The organism is Chitinilyticum litopenaei DSM 21440 (assembly GCF_000428145.1).
GTDB classification, from domain to species: domain Bacteria; phylum Pseudomonadota; class Gammaproteobacteria; order Burkholderiales; family Chitinibacteraceae; genus Chitinilyticum; species Chitinilyticum litopenaei.
Genome location: NZ_ATZJ01000014.1, coordinates 47,876 through 64,906, shown reverse-complemented (window position 1 = coordinate 64,906; position 17,031 = coordinate 47,876). Strand labels below are relative to the sequence as shown.

15 protein-coding genes and 1 tRNA gene are annotated in these 17,031 nt (G+C 63.1%); 7 read left to right on the top strand and 9 right to left on the bottom strand.

Annotated features, from left to right (window positions below; all coding sequences use genetic code 11):
• Window positions 1-82: 82 nt before the first annotated feature.
• The gene (gene pssA / locus C515_RS20070; RefSeq protein ID WP_043648567.1) at window positions 83-874 is read right to left on the bottom strand and encodes a CDP-diacylglycerol--serine O-phosphatidyltransferase; all 792 of its coding nucleotides are present in this window, start codon (window positions 872-874) and stop codon (window positions 83-85) included.
• Window positions 875-1,169: 295 nt separating this feature from the next.
• Here pssA and asd point away from each other — a divergent pair, with 295 nt between their 5' ends.
• Together asd and C515_RS0107445 are read left to right on the top strand one after the other, a co-directional pair.
• Entirely contained in the window at window positions 1,170-2,027 is an 858-nt protein-coding gene (asd, locus tag C515_RS0107450) for an archaetidylserine decarboxylase (RefSeq protein ID WP_245575003.1), read from the top strand.
• A 297-nt stretch (window positions 2,028-2,324) separates the two neighbouring features.
• A complete protein-coding gene (locus C515_RS0107445; RefSeq protein WP_028455014.1) occupies window positions 2,325-3,239 on the top strand; it encodes a leucine-rich repeat domain-containing protein in 915 nt (304 codons plus the stop codon).
• A gap of 259 nt (window positions 3,240-3,498) precedes the next feature.
• Here C515_RS0107445 and C515_RS0107440 read toward each other — a convergent pair whose 3' ends face one another.
• Both C515_RS0107440 and C515_RS0107435 read right to left on the bottom strand, forming a co-directional pair.
• Window positions 3,499-4,221: a transporter substrate-binding domain-containing protein gene (locus C515_RS0107440; RefSeq protein ID WP_028455013.1), complete on the bottom strand. Its 723-nt coding sequence runs from the start codon at window positions 4,219-4,221 to the stop codon at window positions 3,499-3,501.
• Between the two features lie 182 nt (window positions 4,222-4,403).
• On the bottom strand, window positions 4,404-5,420 hold the full coding sequence (locus C515_RS0107435; RefSeq protein WP_373277248.1) for a PhoH family protein: 1,017 nt from the start codon (window positions 5,418-5,420) through the stop codon (window positions 4,404-4,406).
• A gap of 249 nt (window positions 5,421-5,669) precedes the next feature.
• Between C515_RS0107435 and C515_RS22405 the strand changes: the two genes are divergently transcribed.
• A complete protein-coding gene (locus C515_RS22405; RefSeq protein WP_144290388.1) occupies window positions 5,670-6,746 on the top strand; it encodes a tetratricopeptide repeat protein in 1,077 nt (358 codons plus the stop codon).
• A 43-nt stretch (window positions 6,747-6,789) separates the two neighbouring features.
• Here the strand turns inward: C515_RS22405 and C515_RS0107425 are convergent, their stop codons facing one another.
• The 6 genes from C515_RS0107425 to C515_RS0107400 all read right to left on the bottom strand — a co-directional run bounded on the left by C515_RS0107425 (window position 6,790) and on the right by C515_RS0107400 (window position 12,283).
• On the bottom strand, window positions 6,790-8,085 hold the full coding sequence (locus C515_RS0107425) for a glycoside hydrolase family 3 N-terminal domain-containing protein (RefSeq protein ID WP_043648565.1): 1,296 nt from the start codon (window positions 8,083-8,085) through the stop codon (window positions 6,790-6,792).
• A 35-nt stretch (window positions 8,086-8,120) separates the two neighbouring features.
• A complete protein-coding gene (locus C515_RS0107420; RefSeq protein ID WP_028455010.1) occupies window positions 8,121-8,756 on the bottom strand; it encodes a YecA/YgfB family protein in 636 nt (211 codons plus the stop codon).
• 341 nt (window positions 8,757-9,097) lie between these two features.
• Window positions 9,098-10,444, bottom strand: coding sequence for a tRNA (N6-isopentenyl adenosine(37)-C2)-methylthiotransferase MiaB (gene miaB, locus C515_RS0107415; RefSeq protein ID WP_028455009.1), 1,347 nt, complete (start codon window positions 10,442-10,444; stop codon window positions 9,098-9,100).
• A gap of 52 nt (window positions 10,445-10,496) precedes the next feature.
• Window positions 10,497-10,856, bottom strand: a complete 360-nt coding sequence (locus tag C515_RS0107410; RefSeq protein WP_028455008.1) for a hypothetical protein — start codon at window positions 10,854-10,856, stop codon at window positions 10,497-10,499.
• A 102-nt stretch (window positions 10,857-10,958) separates the two neighbouring features.
• Window positions 10,959-11,035 (bottom strand) — tRNA-Met (locus C515_RS0107405).
• Between the two features lie 66 nt (window positions 11,036-11,101).
• Complete coding sequence (locus tag C515_RS0107400; RefSeq protein ID WP_028455007.1) at window positions 11,102-12,283, bottom strand: class I SAM-dependent methyltransferase; 1,182 nt, start codon at window positions 12,281-12,283, stop codon at window positions 11,102-11,104.
• 40 nt (window positions 12,284-12,323) lie between these two features.
• Here C515_RS0107400 and C515_RS0107395 point away from each other — a divergent pair, with 40 nt between their 5' ends.
• From C515_RS0107395 to C515_RS22400, 4 genes are all read left to right on the top strand, one after another.
• Window positions 12,324-13,097 carry a pteridine reductase gene (locus C515_RS0107395; RefSeq protein ID WP_051304736.1) on the top strand — a complete coding sequence of 258 codons (774 nt, stop codon included), beginning with the start codon at window positions 12,324-12,326 and terminating at the stop codon, window positions 13,095-13,097.
• A 10-nt stretch (window positions 13,098-13,107) separates the two neighbouring features.
• Entirely contained in the window at window positions 13,108-13,584 is a 477-nt protein-coding gene (locus tag C515_RS0107390) for a hypothetical protein (protein ID WP_144290387.1), read from the top strand.
• Window positions 13,584-14,483, top strand: a complete 900-nt coding sequence (locus C515_RS0107385) for an endonuclease/exonuclease/phosphatase family protein (RefSeq protein ID WP_028455004.1) — start codon at window positions 13,584-13,586, stop codon at window positions 14,481-14,483. The genes C515_RS0107390 and C515_RS0107385 overlap by 1 nt, the downstream gene beginning before the upstream one ends.
• A gap of 69 nt (window positions 14,484-14,552) precedes the next feature.
• Window positions 14,553-16,982: an ATP-binding protein gene (locus C515_RS22400; RefSeq protein WP_051304735.1), complete on the top strand. Its 2,430-nt coding sequence runs from the start codon at window positions 14,553-14,555 to the stop codon at window positions 16,980-16,982.
• Window positions 16,983-17,031: the final 49 nt, after the last annotated feature.

Below are 17,031 nucleotides of genomic sequence, written 5' to 3'. Positions count from 1 at the left end.
GTGTCAAACAAAAAATGCAAAAAAGCCGGCTCGGCCGGCTTTTTTGCATTGCTAGTTAGACTTTTTGCGGGTGTTTTAGACTTTATGTCTGATTTTCGGTGTCTTCCACAGCCGGAATGCTGCTGCGCGGCTTGCGCAGGATCAGGCAATACAGCCAGTAGACATAGCCGGACAGGCCGTAGCCGATAAAGAACAGGAAGAGCACCAGCGGCGGCTTGGACACCAGCACCAGCAGGCCGATGACGACCAGCAGCATCACGACGAAGGGCACAGTCTTGCGCATGTGCAGCTCCTTGAAGCTCCAGAAGCGCACATTGCTGACCATCGACAGGCCGGCGAACAGCGTGAAGATCAGCGCCAGCCAGGGCAGCGCCGGCATCAGCGGTTCCAGATCCTCGGCGTACTCGTGTGAAATCCACACTAGGCCTGCGACCAGCGCGGCGGCCGACGGCGACGGCAGGCCCTGGAACCAGCGCTTGTCGACGATGCCGATATTGGTATTGAAGCGCGCCAGGCGCAGCGCGGCCGCCGCGCAGTAGATGAAGGCGACCATCCAGCCGATCTTGCCGAACTGGTGCAGCTGCCACACATAGGCGACCAGCGCCGGAGCGACGCCGAAGCTCACCATGTCCGACAGGCTGTCGAATTCGGCGCCGAATGCCGACTGCGTGTGCGTAAGCCGCGCGACGCGGCCATCGAGCCCGTCGAGTACCATGGCGGCGAAAATGGCGACCGCAGCCAGGTCGAACTTGTGGTTCATCGCCGAGACGATGGCGTAAAAGCCGGCAAACAGCGCCGCCAGCGTGAACAGATTGGGCAGCAGGTAAATACTCTGGCGCTTCAGATCAAGAGGGCGCTTGGTCGGTAGATGCATGTAGGCCTCGTGGCAAGGGGCGGATCGCCCGTCGGAAGTATGGCATGGCAGGGACAATGTCGGCCTCTCCGGCGAGGAGAGGCACCAGGCAGAGCCTGGCGCAAGCCGGCAGCCAAACAGCAGGGACAGCTTGGTGTTCCGTGCGTTTTTCCCGGCTGAGCCGGAGCAGACGGCTATCAGGCTGTTTCCATCAGCCTGCTAGTGTACTCCGGCTGGCGCGGCCTGTAATCGGCGCGCCGGTCGCGGCGGCGGCATTGCGTTACAATGCCCCTCCTTTCAGCTTCGCGGGGACACCATGTCCGATCGCCCCATGTCCGAGCAACTGTTTGTCGCCCTGCAATACGTGATGCCGAAACTGGCGATCACGCGCCTGCTGGGCTGGCTGGCCGGCTGCCGTGCCGGCGGCCTCACCCACTGGGTGATCCGCCGCTTCATCGCCCGCTACAACGTCAATATGGCCGAGGCTGCCGAGCAGGACATCGCCCGCTTCGCCACCTTCAACGAATTCTTCACCCGCGCATTGAAAGAAGGTGCCCGCCCGCTGGCGGCAGCCGCGCAGGTTTGCCCGGTGGATGGCGCAATCAGCCAGTTTGGCGTGATCGAGCAAGACCAGATCTTCCAGGCCAAGGGCCACAGCTACTCGACCACCGCCTTGTTGGGCGGCGACGCGGGGCTGGCCAAATCCTTCGAGAACGGCCACTTCGCCACCATCTATCTCAGCCCGCGCGATTACCACCGCATCCACATGCCGGCCACCGGGCGGCTAGTGCAGATGACTTATGTGCCGGGCGAGCTGTTTTCCGTCAACCCCGCCACCGCGCGCGGCGTGCCGGGCCTGTTCGCGCGCAATGAACGCGTCGTGTGCGTGTTCGAGGATGAAGCCGGCAAGCCCTTCGTGCTGGTGCTGGTCGGCGCAACCATCGTCGGCAGCATGGCGACTGTGTGGCACGGCGTCGTCAATCCGCCGCGCCCGGGCACGATCTGGACGCGCGATTACCGCGACCAGCAGATCGTGCTGCAACAGGGTGAGGAAATGGGCCGCTTCCTGCTCGGCTCCACCGTCGTGCTGCTCTACCCGCAAGGCGACTGGCAATGGAATCCGGCCTGGGCGCCGGCCAGTTCGGTGCGGCTGGGCGAAGTGATGGCGAGCTGAGCTGCTTCGGTTCGTGAAAATGACAAAGGCTGCTGGGTATATGCTCGCAGCCTTTTCTTTTTAATGGCTTTGGGTTAATACCCCGCCCTGTGCTGCTTGCCGGGGCTCTTGCTGCCATGCGCACTGTGTTATCCATGTGCACCTACAGCTAGCATTGACGCATCAGACCATGCCGCGATCAATCAACTGCTTGTGGCCAGCGCATGCCGGCCATGATGACTCGATGGCTGGGTAAGCTTTGGTGCCGGCATGGTGTAGCGAGTCGGGGCAAGATCATTCTTACCGAGGAGAAAGCGCGTGGAGCTAGATGAAGTGTTGCCCGGCAAGGCGCGGGCGGTTGAAACAGTCATCGCGGGCCAGTTGCGGCAACGCATCCTGTATCTGGATGCGCGCTATCCGCAGGAGTGTGCCGCACATTGGGCCAGCGGTCGCTACACCCAGCTGGGCCTTTCCTTTGTCGAAAATCCCGGTTTGGCCACCATCGATGTCTTGGCGGCATTCTCCGGTTTGACCAGCCTGCATCTGATGCTGGATCAAACCGTTGACCTCGCGCCACTGGCCTTGCACGCCTCGACCCTCAAGCATTTCTACTGCAATGATGATTTGAACATGCTCAAGGACTGGCGTGCATTTTCCGCCATCGAATCCATTGGCCAGCGCTGGGCCGGCAAGCTGCAGTTCGCCACCGATTGCACCAGCTTGCGCAATCTCAGCCTGACCAACTACCGTGCGGCCCAGGCTGACCTGCATGCATTACCAGAGCTGCCGGGATTGAGCGTGCTTAATCTGTTTCGCAGCAATCTAGCCAGTGTGCGGGGAATCGGACGCTGGCCAGCCTTGCGCGCGGTGAGCCTCATGCAGGCTCCTGCCCTGCAGGATCTGAGCGAGTTGCACGTTTTGTCCGGATTGCAGGCGCTTTGCATCGAAAACTGTCGGAAAGTCGACCCGGAAACGCTGGATTTCACACGCTTTCCCGGGCTGACTCGTCTGCGCTATGCCGCGTCTGCAGCGCTGCCGTCGCTGCGTTTTGCAAGAGGGCTGCCGCAGCTGGAAAGCCTGCAGTTCACCGATACCCTGATCGAGGACGGCGACCTGCAGCCCTTGCTGGAACACCCGAGCCTGCGGCAGATTGTGTTTACCAACAAACCCCATTACAGCCATACCGAACGGGCCGTGTTGAAGGCCCTGGCAGCTGGACGAGCACAGGCTTAACCTGCGTAGGGACGATGACGCTGCGCCAATCGTACCTGCACTGCCCTTGGGTGGGTATTGCCATGCATTCCTTTTGTTCTGTGATACCTGGGCTTATACATTGCTGTGGTTGTTGCGCATTCGCTGCATGCTCGGAGCTTAGTTTTCCTTGCTTGCTGCCGTCGGCGTCGATCCGGTCCTTTGCTGCTTGGGCGGCTCTTGGGCTGAGTGAAATGATTGTCCGACAGGCCAGCCCAACATCTTTAAAACCGGCGCGTCATCATTTTATGAACAGGTCCGCCGGCATGGTGCTGGCCGTGCTTTGCAAAAACTCGTACAGCTTGCCTTCCAGTGGCGCAACGGCAAAGTGGCGCGTGAATTCTCGCCGCGGTGTCGGGCTGATGTAAATCCAGTCGTCCAGATCGGGGAACTCCCGGCGGTAGTAAGGCATCGAGGAGCCTTGCAGCAGGATGAAGTCAACCCGCCCGGCGCGCAGTTTTTTGAGATTGGCTATTCCGGTCGGGGCGTACTCGCGGCGAATCAGGCCGCTGCGTATGGCCTGATCCAGATCGTTCAGCTGCCAGCCGCGGATGGCGCCCACCCGCAAGCCGGTCACGGATTGCGGGCCCGAGTAGTTCACCGGCTTGCTGCGCAGGCTGACGACCAGATCGGTGTCCTTCATGTAGCTCGAGGTCCAGAGCAGGCTGCCGCCAGGCAGATTGCTGAAGAAATTCGGATTGCCCCAGGCGATGACGCCTTTCCAGTCGGGTGTGGCGACGAGTGCGTCCAGCCGCCGGCGCGGTACCTGCACCGCCGTGAAACGGTAAGCCCCTTTCGATGCCGTGGTGAGGTAGGCGGCCAGCTGGCTGGTCAGATTGTCCGGCTGCGCGGTGGCGTAGGGGGGCTCTTCGTAGTCGGTATAAAGCGGCAGCGCGATTTGCGCTCGCGCCAGGGTGGATGTGGCGCTCACCAGCAGCAGCGCCAGGATGGGAATACAGTTCATGCTGTCAAATTAGCACCTGACGGCGATTTGGCGCGCTGCAATTGCAGGCTGCGCCGTCGGCGCGGGCGAAGACCTGCTCTCCCCAGCCCGCGGCGTGCCCGGGCAGTGGGCAGGTATTGTGGCAGCAATGAAAAAGGCTGCGGGTATGATGCCGCAGCCCTTTTATCTTGTTGCGTTTGGCCTTATACCTTTGGAGCCTGACTGCGTTCCGCTTCGCGCTCCGCCTTGCGCTGTGCTGAGAGCTCTTCGCGCTCCTTGTGCTTCCTGTCGTAGGCGTCGACGATTTTCTGCACCAGCGGGTGGCGAACGACGTCTTCGCTGGTGAAGCGGTGCAGCATGATGCCGCGGATGTCCTGCAGCACTTCCTCGGCGTCGATCAGGCCGGATTTCATGTGCTTGGGCAGGTCGATCTGCGTCGGGTCGCCGGTGATCACCGCCTTGGAGCCGAAACCGATGCGGGTGAGGAACATCTTCATCTGTTCCGGCGTCGAGTTCTGCGATTCGTCGAGAATGACAAAGGAGTGATTGAGCGTGCGCCCGCGCATGAAGGCGAGCGGGGCGATTTCGATCACGCCGCGCTCGAAGCAGCGCGTCACCTTGTCAAAGCCCATCAGGTCGTACAGCGCGTCGTACAGCGGGCGCAGGTAGGGGTCGACCTTCTGCGCCAGATCGCCGGGCAGGAAGCCGAGCTTTTCGCCAGCCTCGACCGCCGGGCGCACCAGTACGATACGTTTTACGGTATCGCGCTCCAGTGCATCAACGGCGCAGGCTACAGCCAGATACGTCTTACCTGTCCCTGCCGGCCCGATGCCAAACGTAATGTCGTGCTCCATGATGGCCTTGATGTAGCCATTCTGCCGCGGCGTGCGCCCGCGCAGATCCATGCGCCGGGTTTTCAGCTGCGGCGCGTCCGGGTCGGGCGGGCTGTCTTCCGGCGCGCGCGTCAGTTCGATCAGCCCAAGCTGGATGTCGTCGATGTCGAGAGGGTCGGCGGCGCAGTTGTAGAAGTACTCCAGCGCATCGAGCGCCACGCGCACCTGCCGCGTCTTGCCCTGCACCTTGAAGTGCGCGTCGCGGCGCGAGATGTTCACATCCAGCGCGGTTTCAATCTGCTTGAGGTTCTCGTCGAGCACGCCGCACAGGTTGGCGAGGCGGGTGTTGTCGACGGGAAGGAAGGAAATGGTGTCGGTCTGCACGATTGGCCTGTTGCTTGGCTGTTTGGCGAATTATCCCAGAATCGGAGGGAGCGGGCATCCGCAACCGGTTTCTAGCAAGGCACACTTGGCAGACCATTATTTCTTATTAATTCCTATCTGATTTCTTGCTTGGTAAGATTTGGCTTCGTCTTCCGGAGCATTATCGTGTTCAAGCCATTCCTGCCTCTTTGTGCTTTTTTATTGTCCGTCCAGGTCTGCGCTGCCAGCGCTGTCTGCGGCGTGAAGCCGGCGTTGGCAACGGCTGAAACCGACAGGCAAATTCACGAGCAGCTCGGCAAAGGCGACTTCGCCAGCCTGGAGGCCAGGTTTGCCGCGCTGCATGTCGCGTTTGCCTCCGGAAAGAGCGACGATGTACCGCTGACGACAGCCTATGGCGTTTTCAAGGCCAACGACTTGCTGCAGCTTGAGGCCTGGCAGCAGGCAAGGCCCGATTCGATGATTCCGCTGTATGCCAAGGCGCAGGCGTATCTCGATGCAGCCTGGGAGGCGCGTGGTAAAAAATTCATCAGCAAAACCAGCGACGAGCAGCTGCAAAAAATGCGCGATGCGCACAAGCAGGCGATGGATTATCTGCAGGAGGCGGCCCGGCTGGATGATGATCCCTTCCTCTTGCACGTCAATGTGCTGCGGCTTGCCCAGCATTATGGCGATGACGGCCGGGAGAAGTATCTGGCCGAGATCAGGCGCTTTCCCGGCATGCTGAAGATGTATCAGCTGGCCGTACTGAGCGAGCGTCCGCAATGGGGGGGTGAAGGGGTTGCCGGAATGAACTTCTTTGTCGATCTGGCGCGCAAGAACAGGTTGCCCTCCGAATGGATCAAGAGTCTGCAGGCGGAAGTGGCTGACCAGCAGCGCTGGCAGGCCGCGCAGGACAAGGATAAGGAAGGGCAGTTGCGTCATGCGCTGGCTGCGCTGCAGCTGTGCGAAGACAAGGATTCGCTGGCGTCAGCGTTCTCGGTGGCTTATGAGTTGGAGCGCTACGATCTGTCTGCCGAGCTGGCAGAGCGTTATTACCCTTATCCGACGGTTGGCGACCAGCGGGGCCTGTTATACAAGTTTGCCTATGCCAATGCTTATGCGGACAAGCCGAATTTTGGCCGGGCACGGCACTACTATGAGGCCGCCGATGCCCTGGGCAGCTCGATGGCGGCCAATAATCTCGGCGTCATGTACCGGGATGGCAGGGGCATGCCGCGCGATCTGGACAAGGCCAGGACCTTGTTTGAAAAGGCGGCCGCCACCGGCAATCAGAAAGCCCAGGAAAACCTGAAGAAACTCAACGAAAGCGTAAGGGCGGCCAGCAACTGAGGCCCGGGCCGGCATATTCGTGAGGCCGTTTGCGCGTGTGCGGTTAACGGCGGGGCGGAAGCTGCTGCAGGCGCTGCCCGCTGTTATGCAACTGAACGGCGTCCAGGCTACCGGCTTCCTGCGCGTCGAGCAGCGCCGCCAGCACCGGATAGACCAGTGCAGGGTCCCAGGCCACCAGCAGCCAGTCGACACCCGAATTCAGCGCGCTGACGGCGCCGGCCTCGATGCCGCCGGGCGCTTCGCGCGCGCCGGCCATGCTCAGGTCGTCGGTGATCAGCAGGCCCTGGTAGCCCCAGTCGCGGCGCAGCATGCCGATTACGGCGGGCGAGCTTGACGCGGGCAGCGTGGCGTCGAGCGCGGTCAGCCGCGCATGCGCGAGCATGGTCACCGCGCCCTTGTCCATCAGCGTGCGAAACGCGTGCAGGTCGCTGCGCTCCAGTTCGGCCAGCGGTGTGGTGATGCTGGCGCTGTCCGCGTGGGTGTCTTCGAAGACGCGGCCCAGGCCGGGGAAGTGCTTGAGCGTGCATTGCACGCCCTGCTGGCGCAGACCCCGGCAGTAGGCCGCGGCGGCGCTGCTGACGGCGGCGGGAGTGCTCGCCAGCGCGCGCTGGCTGATTTTGGAGTAGCGGTCGTCCGGATTGCGGATGCCGTGATCCAGATCGACCACCGGCGCGAAATTCAGCGTGATGCCCAGCTGGGCAAGTCCCCGGCCTTGTTGCGCACCGTATTGCTCTGCGGCCTTTTCTGCGTCTTGGCTGTCGGCCAATACCTTGCCCAGTGCCGGCTGGAAGTCCAGCGGCGGCGACAGTCGCGATACCAGCCCGCCTTCCTGGTCGGTGGCGATCACCAGCGGCGGCAGGCCGTGTTCGCGCCGCAGCGCCTGCCAACCGGCAATCAGCGTGCGGATCTGGCCGGCATCCATGCCGTCGATATTGCGGCGGGTGATGAACACCCCGCCGATCAGCCCGCGCGCGATCAGCTCGCGCAGCTCGGCCTCGTCGGTGTAGCCGGCGATCACATGCTGGCCGAGTTGCCGTGCTGTTTCCGCGGGGGCGCGCATCACCTGATGACGTGACCAGCTGTGCTGGGCCAGCCAACTGCCGGAGAGGATGAGCGCGACCAGCGCAATCGGGCTGATCAGCCCGCGCAGCGGCCAGCGCCGCCACAGTGGCAGCACCGTCAGCAGTCCGGCCGCCAGCAGGGTGGCGGGCAGCGCGTGGCCACGCCAGCCAACCAGTCCGGGCAAGTCCCATTGGCTGGCCAGTAGCAGCAGGGCGCAGGCGGCGAGCAGGGCCAGGCTGGCCAGCAGTGTACGGTGAAGAGAGGGGGGCTGACGCATGAAAAAAAGGCCGGAATGTCCGGCCTCTTGCCTGCTCAGTGCCGGCGGCCCGAGCGGCGCGGCTGCACGGCTACCGGCGGGATCTGGTCGATCCACCAGAAGCGGATCGCCGGGATGGCCTCCGGCAGCAGCTGCGCCACTTCGTGCTCGAAGCGCGCGAGGTCTTCCTCGTCGCCTTCCATGTCTTCGCGCGCTTCGTCGTCGGCGCAGTCAAAGATGGGCGAGAGCAGCGGCGCGAGGTCTTCGTCGTCCAGCGCGTCGGCCCAGGCGTCGCCCACCAGCCCGACGCCCAGCGTGAAGCCGTAGCACCACGGCCGGCTGATGTCGAGGTTCAGTTCTTCGTCCAGGTACAGCATGGGCTCGAAGGCTTCCTCGCCGGCCAGCTCGTCGGCCAGCTGGTTGTAGAGGCGCAGGATCAGGTCCTCGATTTCGTTCTGCTCGGCGGCGCTGGCGTAGCGCGGGCGCTCGCCGTCGTCGCCCCAGACCTGCGGCAGCCAGACGTCGGCATCCGGCGATTTCGGGTAGAGCAGCAGTGCGGTCAGAAAGCCGTGCAGCATGGACAGATCCATGCTTTCTTCCGGCGCGGCGTCGGAGTCGAGGAAGTCGGCCAGGCGGTCGAGTTCGGTGTCCGTCAGCGGCTGCAGCGTGGCAGCGGAAAACCCTTTGGCCATATCTGGAACTCCTGGAAATCAGCAAGAAAATCAAAAGGACAAAACCCAACGCAGGGGCGCGGAAAATTAGCAAGACTTCTCGGCAAAACCCAAATCAACCACAGAGGCACAGAGAACACAGAGAAAAGCCGGAGGAAATCGTGTGTATTTCTCGGGTTTTTCTTCCTCGGTGGCCTCTGTGTCTCTGTGGTTCAAAAAGGTTTTTGTTGCAAGCTGAGTGGATGTTCTAATCAGGAAGATGCTTGCTTTTGCGGGTATGTGGCCAAGGCCATTTCTATGGAATCGTTCTGGCCATATACCCATTGATGTTCTCTGCGTCTCTGCGTTGAGCTTTCTGGTGTTCAGTCCTCGCGCGTCACGATCTCGCCGCGCAGGCTGTGGCTGAGCGCGCTGGTGATGGTGACATCGGCAAAATGCCCGATCAGCCGCGCATTGCCGGCAAAATTGACGATGCGGTTGTTGTCGGTACGACCGGCCAGCTCGGCCGGGTTTTTCTTCGAACGGCCCTCGATCAGCACGCGCTGCGTGCTGCCGACCATGGCCTGGTTGATTTCATTGGCGAATTCATCGATGCGTTTCTGCAGCCGCGAGAGTCGCGCCGACTTCACATCAGCAGGAACGTCATCCTTCAGATCGGCTGCCGGCGTGCCCGGGCGCTCGCTGTAGATGAAGCTGAAGCTGGCATCGAACTTCACATCCTCGATCAGCTTCATGGTCTTTTCGAAGTCGTCGTCGGTTTCGCCGGGGAAGCCGACGATGAAGTCGGAAGACAGGCAGATGTCCGGACGCGCTTCGCGCAGTTTGCGCACCAGCGATTTGAATTCCAGCGTGGTGTAGCCGCGTTTCATGTTCACCAGCACGCGATCCGACCCGGCCTGCACCGGCAGGTGCAGGTGCGACACCAGCTTCGGCAGCTTTTTGTAGCAGTCGATGATGCGCTGGGTCATTTCCTTGGGGTGGCTGGTGGTGTAGCGGATGCGCTCGATGCCGGGAATCTCGTGCACGTATTCCAGCAGCATGGCGAAATCGGCGATGTCGTCATCGTCGCCTTCCTTGGCGATCTTGCCGCGATAGGCATTGACGTTCTGGCCCAGGAGCGTGACTTCCTTCACGCCCTGCTGCGCCAGGCCGGCGATTTCCACCAGCACGTCGTCGAGCGGGCGCGAGACTTCCTGGCCGCGGGTATAGGGCACGATGCAGAACGAGCAGAACTTGGAGCAGCCTTCCATCACCGACACAAAGGCGGTGGCGCCCTCGACCCGCGCCGGCGGCAGATGGTCGAATTTCTCGATTTCCGGGAAGCTGATGTCGACCTGCGACTGGCCGGTTTCGCGCTTGACCTTGATCAGCTCCGGCAGGCGGTGCAGCGTCTGCGGGCCGAACACCACATCGACGTACGGCGCGCGCTTGATGATGGTTTCGCCTTCCTGGCTGGCGACACAGCCACCCACGCCGATCACCAGATTCGGGTTGGCGAGTTTCAGCTCGCGCACGCGGCCGAGATCCGAGAACACCTTTTCCTGTGCCTTTTCGCGCACGCTGCAGGTGTTGAACAGGATGACGTCGGCTTCTTCCGGATTGTCGGTTTTTTCCAGGCCGTCGGAGACGCCCAGCACGTCCACCATCTTGTCCGAGTCGTACTCGTTCATCTGGCAGCCGTAGGTCTTGATATAAACTTTCTTGCTCATTGCTACGTGTTCCGCGGCCGGGCCGCTGTGTTTGAGTCAAACAGGATGTGGGTCACTCGCTGGCGGTATCGCGGGTGACGAAGGGCTTTTTCACCGGCTTGAGTTCGGCCAGCTCGTCGGCGCTGAGCACCCACATGCGCCAGACGTAGCCGGTGCGGGCTTCGCGCACGGCGTAGACATTCACGTCGGTGGCCATTTTCGGCAGCGGGATCAGCTCGCCCTTCACGCCGCGAATCTGCAGGCCGGGCGCGGCCTCGAAGACCTTGCCGTCGAGTTTCAGCAGCGACAGCGGCCGGGTGACTTCAAAGGCTTCCAGTTCGGCGACGAAACCCCCTGGCGGCAAGGTGCGCAGCGCAGCGCTCGCGAGGGTCGAGGTCAGGCTGAAAGCCAGAAAAAACAGCCACTTGCGCATGAGTGTTGCTCCGTCATCGAGAAGGCGCATGGTAGCACGATGCGCAGTGCCTCGCGTAAACGAAAAACCCCGCAAAACAATGTTTTGCGGGGTTTTGATGTCTGGTGGCTATGGCGGGACTCGAACCTGCGACCCCAGCATTATGAGTGCTGTGCTCTAACCGACTGAGCTACATAGCCAAGAGAGGCAGGATTATGGTTTTGCTCCCGAACCTTGTCAAGCAGACTGGCGAAAATATTTACAATTTACAGCGCGCCCGAGCGGTCGGCGCCGCGAAAACCCGGCAGCAGGCTGGTGGCGCTGCGGTTTTTCGAGAAGGCGATGGCCTTGAACAGCTCGCCCATTTCGGCCGGCGACAGCAGCTTTTGCACGGCGTTGAGCGCGGCGATGCGTTCCATTTCAGTACATCCCTGGGTATGTCCGTCCAGCCTTTGCAGGATATTGCAGTCAAGCAGATACTGCCCTTGTGATACGTAACCTTCCAGCGCCAGCCCGGCGTCGGCGCCGGCATGGTAGATGGCGGAGAAGTCGACATGACAGGTCAGGTCGGTCAGCCCCGGCAGGAAGAAGGGATCATGAATGCTGTGGTGGCGGTAGTGGCCGATCAGCGTGCCTTCGTTGCGCTGCGGGTGGTAGAACTCGTGCGCCGGAAAGCCGTAATCCAGCCACAGCATGACGCCGCTCTCCAGTCCGGCGGCGCAGCTGGCGAGCAGCGCGGCGGCCTCGGGCTGGAATTCGCTGCAATAGTCATTGGGCAGCACCTGCGCGGCGGCGACCAGCGCAGGTTCCGTCAGCGGGCGGTCGGCGAAGCACAGACCCTCAGCGGCAAAACCCACGCCGCGCTCGAACAGCCGCCCTTCGGCATCGCGGTAGAGCAGCTGGCAGGGTACGGCGTCGAATACCTCGTTGGCGACCAGCATGCCCGACCAGCGCTCGGGCAGGGCGTCGAGCCAGTCCACGCGGTCGAGCAGGTGGGGCAGTGCGGCGGCGATTGTTTCGCGCTGCCGTTCGCGCAGCTCGGCGGACAGATCAAGGATGCAGTAACGCGCGGGCAGTTGCCCCTGCCGCTCCAGCTCGCCCAGCAACTGCACGGCCAGCCGGCCGGTGCCCGCACCCAGCTCCAGCACGATGCCGCCAGGCGTTTCGGCCAGTACGGCGGCGACGGTGTCGGCGAGGCTGGCGCCAAACAGCGGCGAGATTTCCGGCGCGGTGATGAAATCGCCGGCGGCGCCGAACTTGGTGCTGCCGCCGGAGTAATAGCCAAGCCCCGGCGCATACAGCGCGCTGCGCATGTAGTCGGCAAAGCTGATCCAGCCGCCGGCAGCGGCGATCAGCTGGCAGAGGTGGCTGACCAGCGCCTGCGAGTGGGCGAGGGCTTCCGGTGACGGGGCGGGGAGATTGGCTTGCTGCTGCATGCGAAATGCCATGAAAATGCGTGAAAACAGGATTCTACCGGATGAGAACACGATGCACGCTTCAGTCACGCACGCGACACATGATAATCCGGCGCCAGTAGTACTGATCACCGGCGGCGCCAAACGGGTCGGCGCGGGTATCGCGCGCTACCTGCATGCGCGCGGCTGGCGCATTGTGCTGCATTACCGCAGCGCGGCGGCAGCAGCGGCAGAGCTGGCCTCGGAGCTCAACGCCATTCGCCCCACTTCGGTGCAGATCGTGCAGCTCGATCTGCTCGATACCCCCCGTCTGTCCGATCTGGTCAGTGCCAGCCTTGCGGCGTTTGGGCGGCTGGATGCGCTCATCAACAATGCCTCGTCCTTTTTCCCGACGCCGGTCGGCGAGTTCAGCGAGGCGGCCTGGGATGACCTGCTGGGCAGCAACCTGAAGGCACCGCTCTTTCTGGCGCAGGCCGCCGCGCCCGCATTGCGGCAGACCGGCGGCAGCATCATCAGCATCACCGACATTCATGTCGAGCGGCCTTTCCCGCTGCACACGCTGTATACCGTCGCCAAGGCCGGGCTCGTTGCGATGACGAAGTCGCTCGCGCGCGAGCTGGCGCCGGAAGTCCGCGTGAACGCGGTCGCGCCGGGTGCTAATATCTGGCCGGATTCCGGGTCCGAGGTGTTTGACGCGGCGACGCGGTCTGCCATTCTGGCGTCGATTCCCCTGCAGCGGACGGGCGAGCCGGACGATCTGGCGCAGGCCATCCTTTTCCTGCTGGAAGCGCCGTATCTGACCGGCGTCATCCTGCCGGTCGATGGTGGGCGCAGCGTGGTTCTATGAGGATTTACCGATGATTTTGGATCGAGTAGCACTGGATGAATGTGACGCAGCAACGGTCAGGCAACTGTACGGCGAAGCGCAGAACTGGGCCCGGCATTATGAGCAACTTGTTGTAAATGCAAATGTCCTGATCGTTTCGGCGTGCCTGATTTTTGTTGGTTTGGCTTTCGGCGAGAAAATATCGACGGCCCAGTCCTTGATGATCATTGCGATTCCCGTCTTTATGGGCATTGTCGGTATCGTTATGACCAATACACTCTTCAATTTGTATGCAAAGTGCATTGAGCGAATGATCAGGTTCGAGAATTTCCTTGGGTGTTTTTCGGAAGGGCGCTGGCAACGCATCGATGGCGGAGGAGCATTGTTATCACCAGACTTGATGGCCCTTCCAGTAAATAAGCCGACATCGGTGCGTTTTTTCTTGGGAATGCATGGAGTATTAATTGCATCCTATGTCTTACTTGTTGGTGTAAAGCTGTCAGGTTGATGCGCAACTCGCTGCGCGCACTGGCCTGGCTGGCCGCACTGGCTACCGTGCCTGGCCTCGCTGCCGCGCTCGACTGGCGGCTTGAGCTGTTCAGCCATTTCCTGCCCCTTTATCTGTTGCTGACGCTGGCCGGACTCGGACTGGCGCGGTACTGGCCCGAACGCCTGGCCTTGCTGCTGGCCGCGCTTGCCCAACTGGGCTGGCTGTTGCTGGCGCTGCAGCCGGGCAAGATTGATGCTGTTGTATCCAGGGGTATGCCGCTGCAGCTTATTGCCTTCAATGGTTATGTGAATAACCCTGATAGGGTATTGGCTGCGCAGGCCCTGCTGCGGGAAGGGCCGGAACTGCTTTTGCTCACCGAGGCTGACGCCGGCTGGCAGGCGGCGCTGCAGCCGCTGGCAGCGGCCATGCCGCATGGTTGTGCGCGGCATGACGACAGCCCGTTCGGCATCGCACTGCTGGCGAAACAGCCCTTGCGTCACTGCGCGGTGAAAACCGTTGCCGGTCTGCCGGGCTGGCTGCCCTATGTGTGTGCCGAGCTGGCCAGCGGTCTGGTCGTGTATGGCATCCATCCCCCGCCGCCGCTGGGGGCCGAGCTGGCAGGCTGGCGCGACGCCATGCTGGACGGGCTGGCGGGGCAGATTGCCGCCGAAACGGCGCCCGTGCTGGTGCTGGGCGATTTCAACAGCACGCCGTATTCGCCGGTTTATCTGCGCTTTCGCCAGCGCGCCCGCCTGCAGGAAACCGGCGCGGCCGGCTGGCCCAGCTGGGGGCCGCCGGGCTGGCCGGCCCTGCTGCCGCTGGATCGGGTCCTGGCGCGTGGCGTGCGTGTGAACGCGCGAATTGGCCCGGCGTTGGGTTCGGATCATCGCCTGCTGCGGCTTGGCGTGGGCGGCTGAGTCCGGCCCCGCGGGGCGACCCGGGCGGATTTGTGCCATGCTTTGGAGAAGCTTTTCCGAGCCGTGCCGATGAGTACCTCCGCCCTGACCTCCGCCGAACAGCAGGCGCTGGCCGAGATCGACGCCATCCTGCACAGCGACCTTGAACGGGCGCGGCAGGCGTGCGTGCGGCTGATCGAGGCCAGCCGGCTGCAGCGCTCGCCGCTGGCGCATGTGCTGGCGGCCGAGCGCTACGGCCTGATCATGGATCACCAGGGACATGCGCCCGCAGCGCGCGACGTGCTGTTTGAGGCGCTGCAGGTGGCGCAGGCCGAGCACCTGTTCGTGAAGGAGGCCGGCCTGCTGGAACAGATCGCGCGCGGCTATTACACCAGTGGCGAGTATCGTCCCGCCATCCAGTTCTGGGCGCGTGCGGTGGAGTTGTGCGAGGCCAGCGCCGACGCCGATCGGGTGTGGATGCTGGCCAAGGTCGGGCTGGGGCAGGTCTATGACGCGCTGGGCGACCATGCTTCGGCGGTTGCACTGCACCGCGCGGCGCTGGGCCGCATCGGGCTGGCCCCCGATGCCTGGCTGGAAGCAAAGATACGCATCAATCTGGGGGTCAACCTCATCCATCTTGGCGATCTGGCGGAGGCCGGCGTCGAGTTCGAGCAGGCCTTGCAGTTGTGCAATCAGGGCCATTTCTGGGATTACGCCGCCGAGGCGCATCAGCGCTTGGGCGAACTGGCCATGCAGGCCGGCCAGCCTGATCAGGCCGAGGTGCATCTGTATGCCGGGCTTGCCACGGCCCGCATGGTGGCTTACCGCTGGGGCGAGGCCAATCTGCTGTCGGACATCGCCGAGCTGCAGGCGCAGGCCGGGCATTTGCCGCAGGCGCTGGCCACCGTGCTGGAAGGGGCGCAGATCAGCGAGGCCTTCGGCTTTATCCACATTCTCGAACGCCAGCATCTGGCCGCCGCGCGCTATGCCGAGCTGCTCGGTGGCTATTCGGTGGCGCTGGCCCAGCTGAAGGCCGGCTTTCAGCTTGCCGAGCGCATCCAGGCTGCGGCCGCGCCGGAGCGCCAGCGCGAGCTGGAGGACAAGGCGGGCCTGCGGCCCAGCCCGGGGCGCCTGCTGGTCGAGCTGTCCAACCATCCGGTGATCGACCGTGGCAATCTGGCGCGCGCCTTCAGTGAAATCTGCCGCCAGTCCTGTGCGATTCTTGCCGTGGCCCGTGCGCAAATCCTGCTGATCGACGATAGCGTGTCGGCTGTCTCCACGGCCTGCCTCTATCTGGCGCTGGAGGGGCGCACCGGCGACGGGCAGATGTGGTCGGGCAAGGAATGGCCGCAGCTGGCCGACTGGCTGGCCGAGCCCGAGGCCATCATTGCCCATGACAGCGCCCATCATCCGCTGACCTGGTCGCTGCACGCGCGCTACCTGCAAGCGGCCGGCGTTTCTTCGCTGCTGGCCTACCCGATCCGCGTGCCGGGGCGGCTGGCCGGCCTGCTGTGGCTGGAGCATGTCGGCACGCAGCGCAACTGGACGCCCGACGAGCTGGTGCATGGCAGCCAGCTCGCCGATATTGCCGCGCGCGCGCTGGCCACGCGCGAGCGCAAGGTTTTCCAGAATGAAATCCACCAGCTGAACGTGCGGCTGATGGAGGCCAACCAGGCCCTGGAAGAACGTGTGCAAAGCCGCACGCGCGAACTGGAGCAGGCCAATGCCGATCTGCGCCATGCCATGCAGAAGCTGGTGCAGGCCGAAAAACTGGCTTCGCTGGGCAGCCTGGTGGCCGGCATTGCCCACGAGCTGAACACGCCGCTTGGTGGCCTGCTGACGATGGCTTCGACACTGCAGGATGAATCCGGCGCCTTCATGGCGGCGATCCAGGAGGGGCGCGCCCGCCGCACCGAGGCCGAGCGCTTTGCCGCCTTGTGCCGCGACGGCTCCGCGCTGATCCGGGGCAATGTCGAGCGTGCCGCCGGGCTGATCGCGCGGTTTCGCCAGGTGGCCGTCGATACCACCAGCGAGCGTCGTCGCGCCTTCGATCTGGCCCAGCTGGTCGAGGATGTGCTGGCGACCATGGGCGTGGCGCTTGCGCATGCCGGCTGCCGGCTGGAGCGCCAGATTCCGCCTGGCCTGCAATTCGACAGCTATCCCGGCCCGCTGGAGCAGGTGCTGACCCATCTGCTCAGCAACACCCTGCAGCACGGCTTTGCCGGCCGCACGGAAGGGCAGATACTGATCAGCGCCCGCCCGCTGCCCGATGAGCGCGTGGAGTTGATGTATCTCGACAATGGCAACGGCATTCCGGTGCATCTGCAAAAGCGGGCCTTCGACCCCTTCTTCACCACGCGCATGGGGCAGGGGGGCTCGGGGCTGGGGCTTTATCTGGTGTACAACTTTGTAACCGGCGCGCTCGGCGGCGATGTGCGCCTCGAAAGCGTGCCGGGCCAGTTCACCCGTTTCACGCTCTCGCTACCGCGCGTGGCGCCAGGGGGCACGGCCGCGCCGTGACAGCGCCGCCTCGCTGCGCTAAAATCCCCGCCAATTCAACGATCTGCTG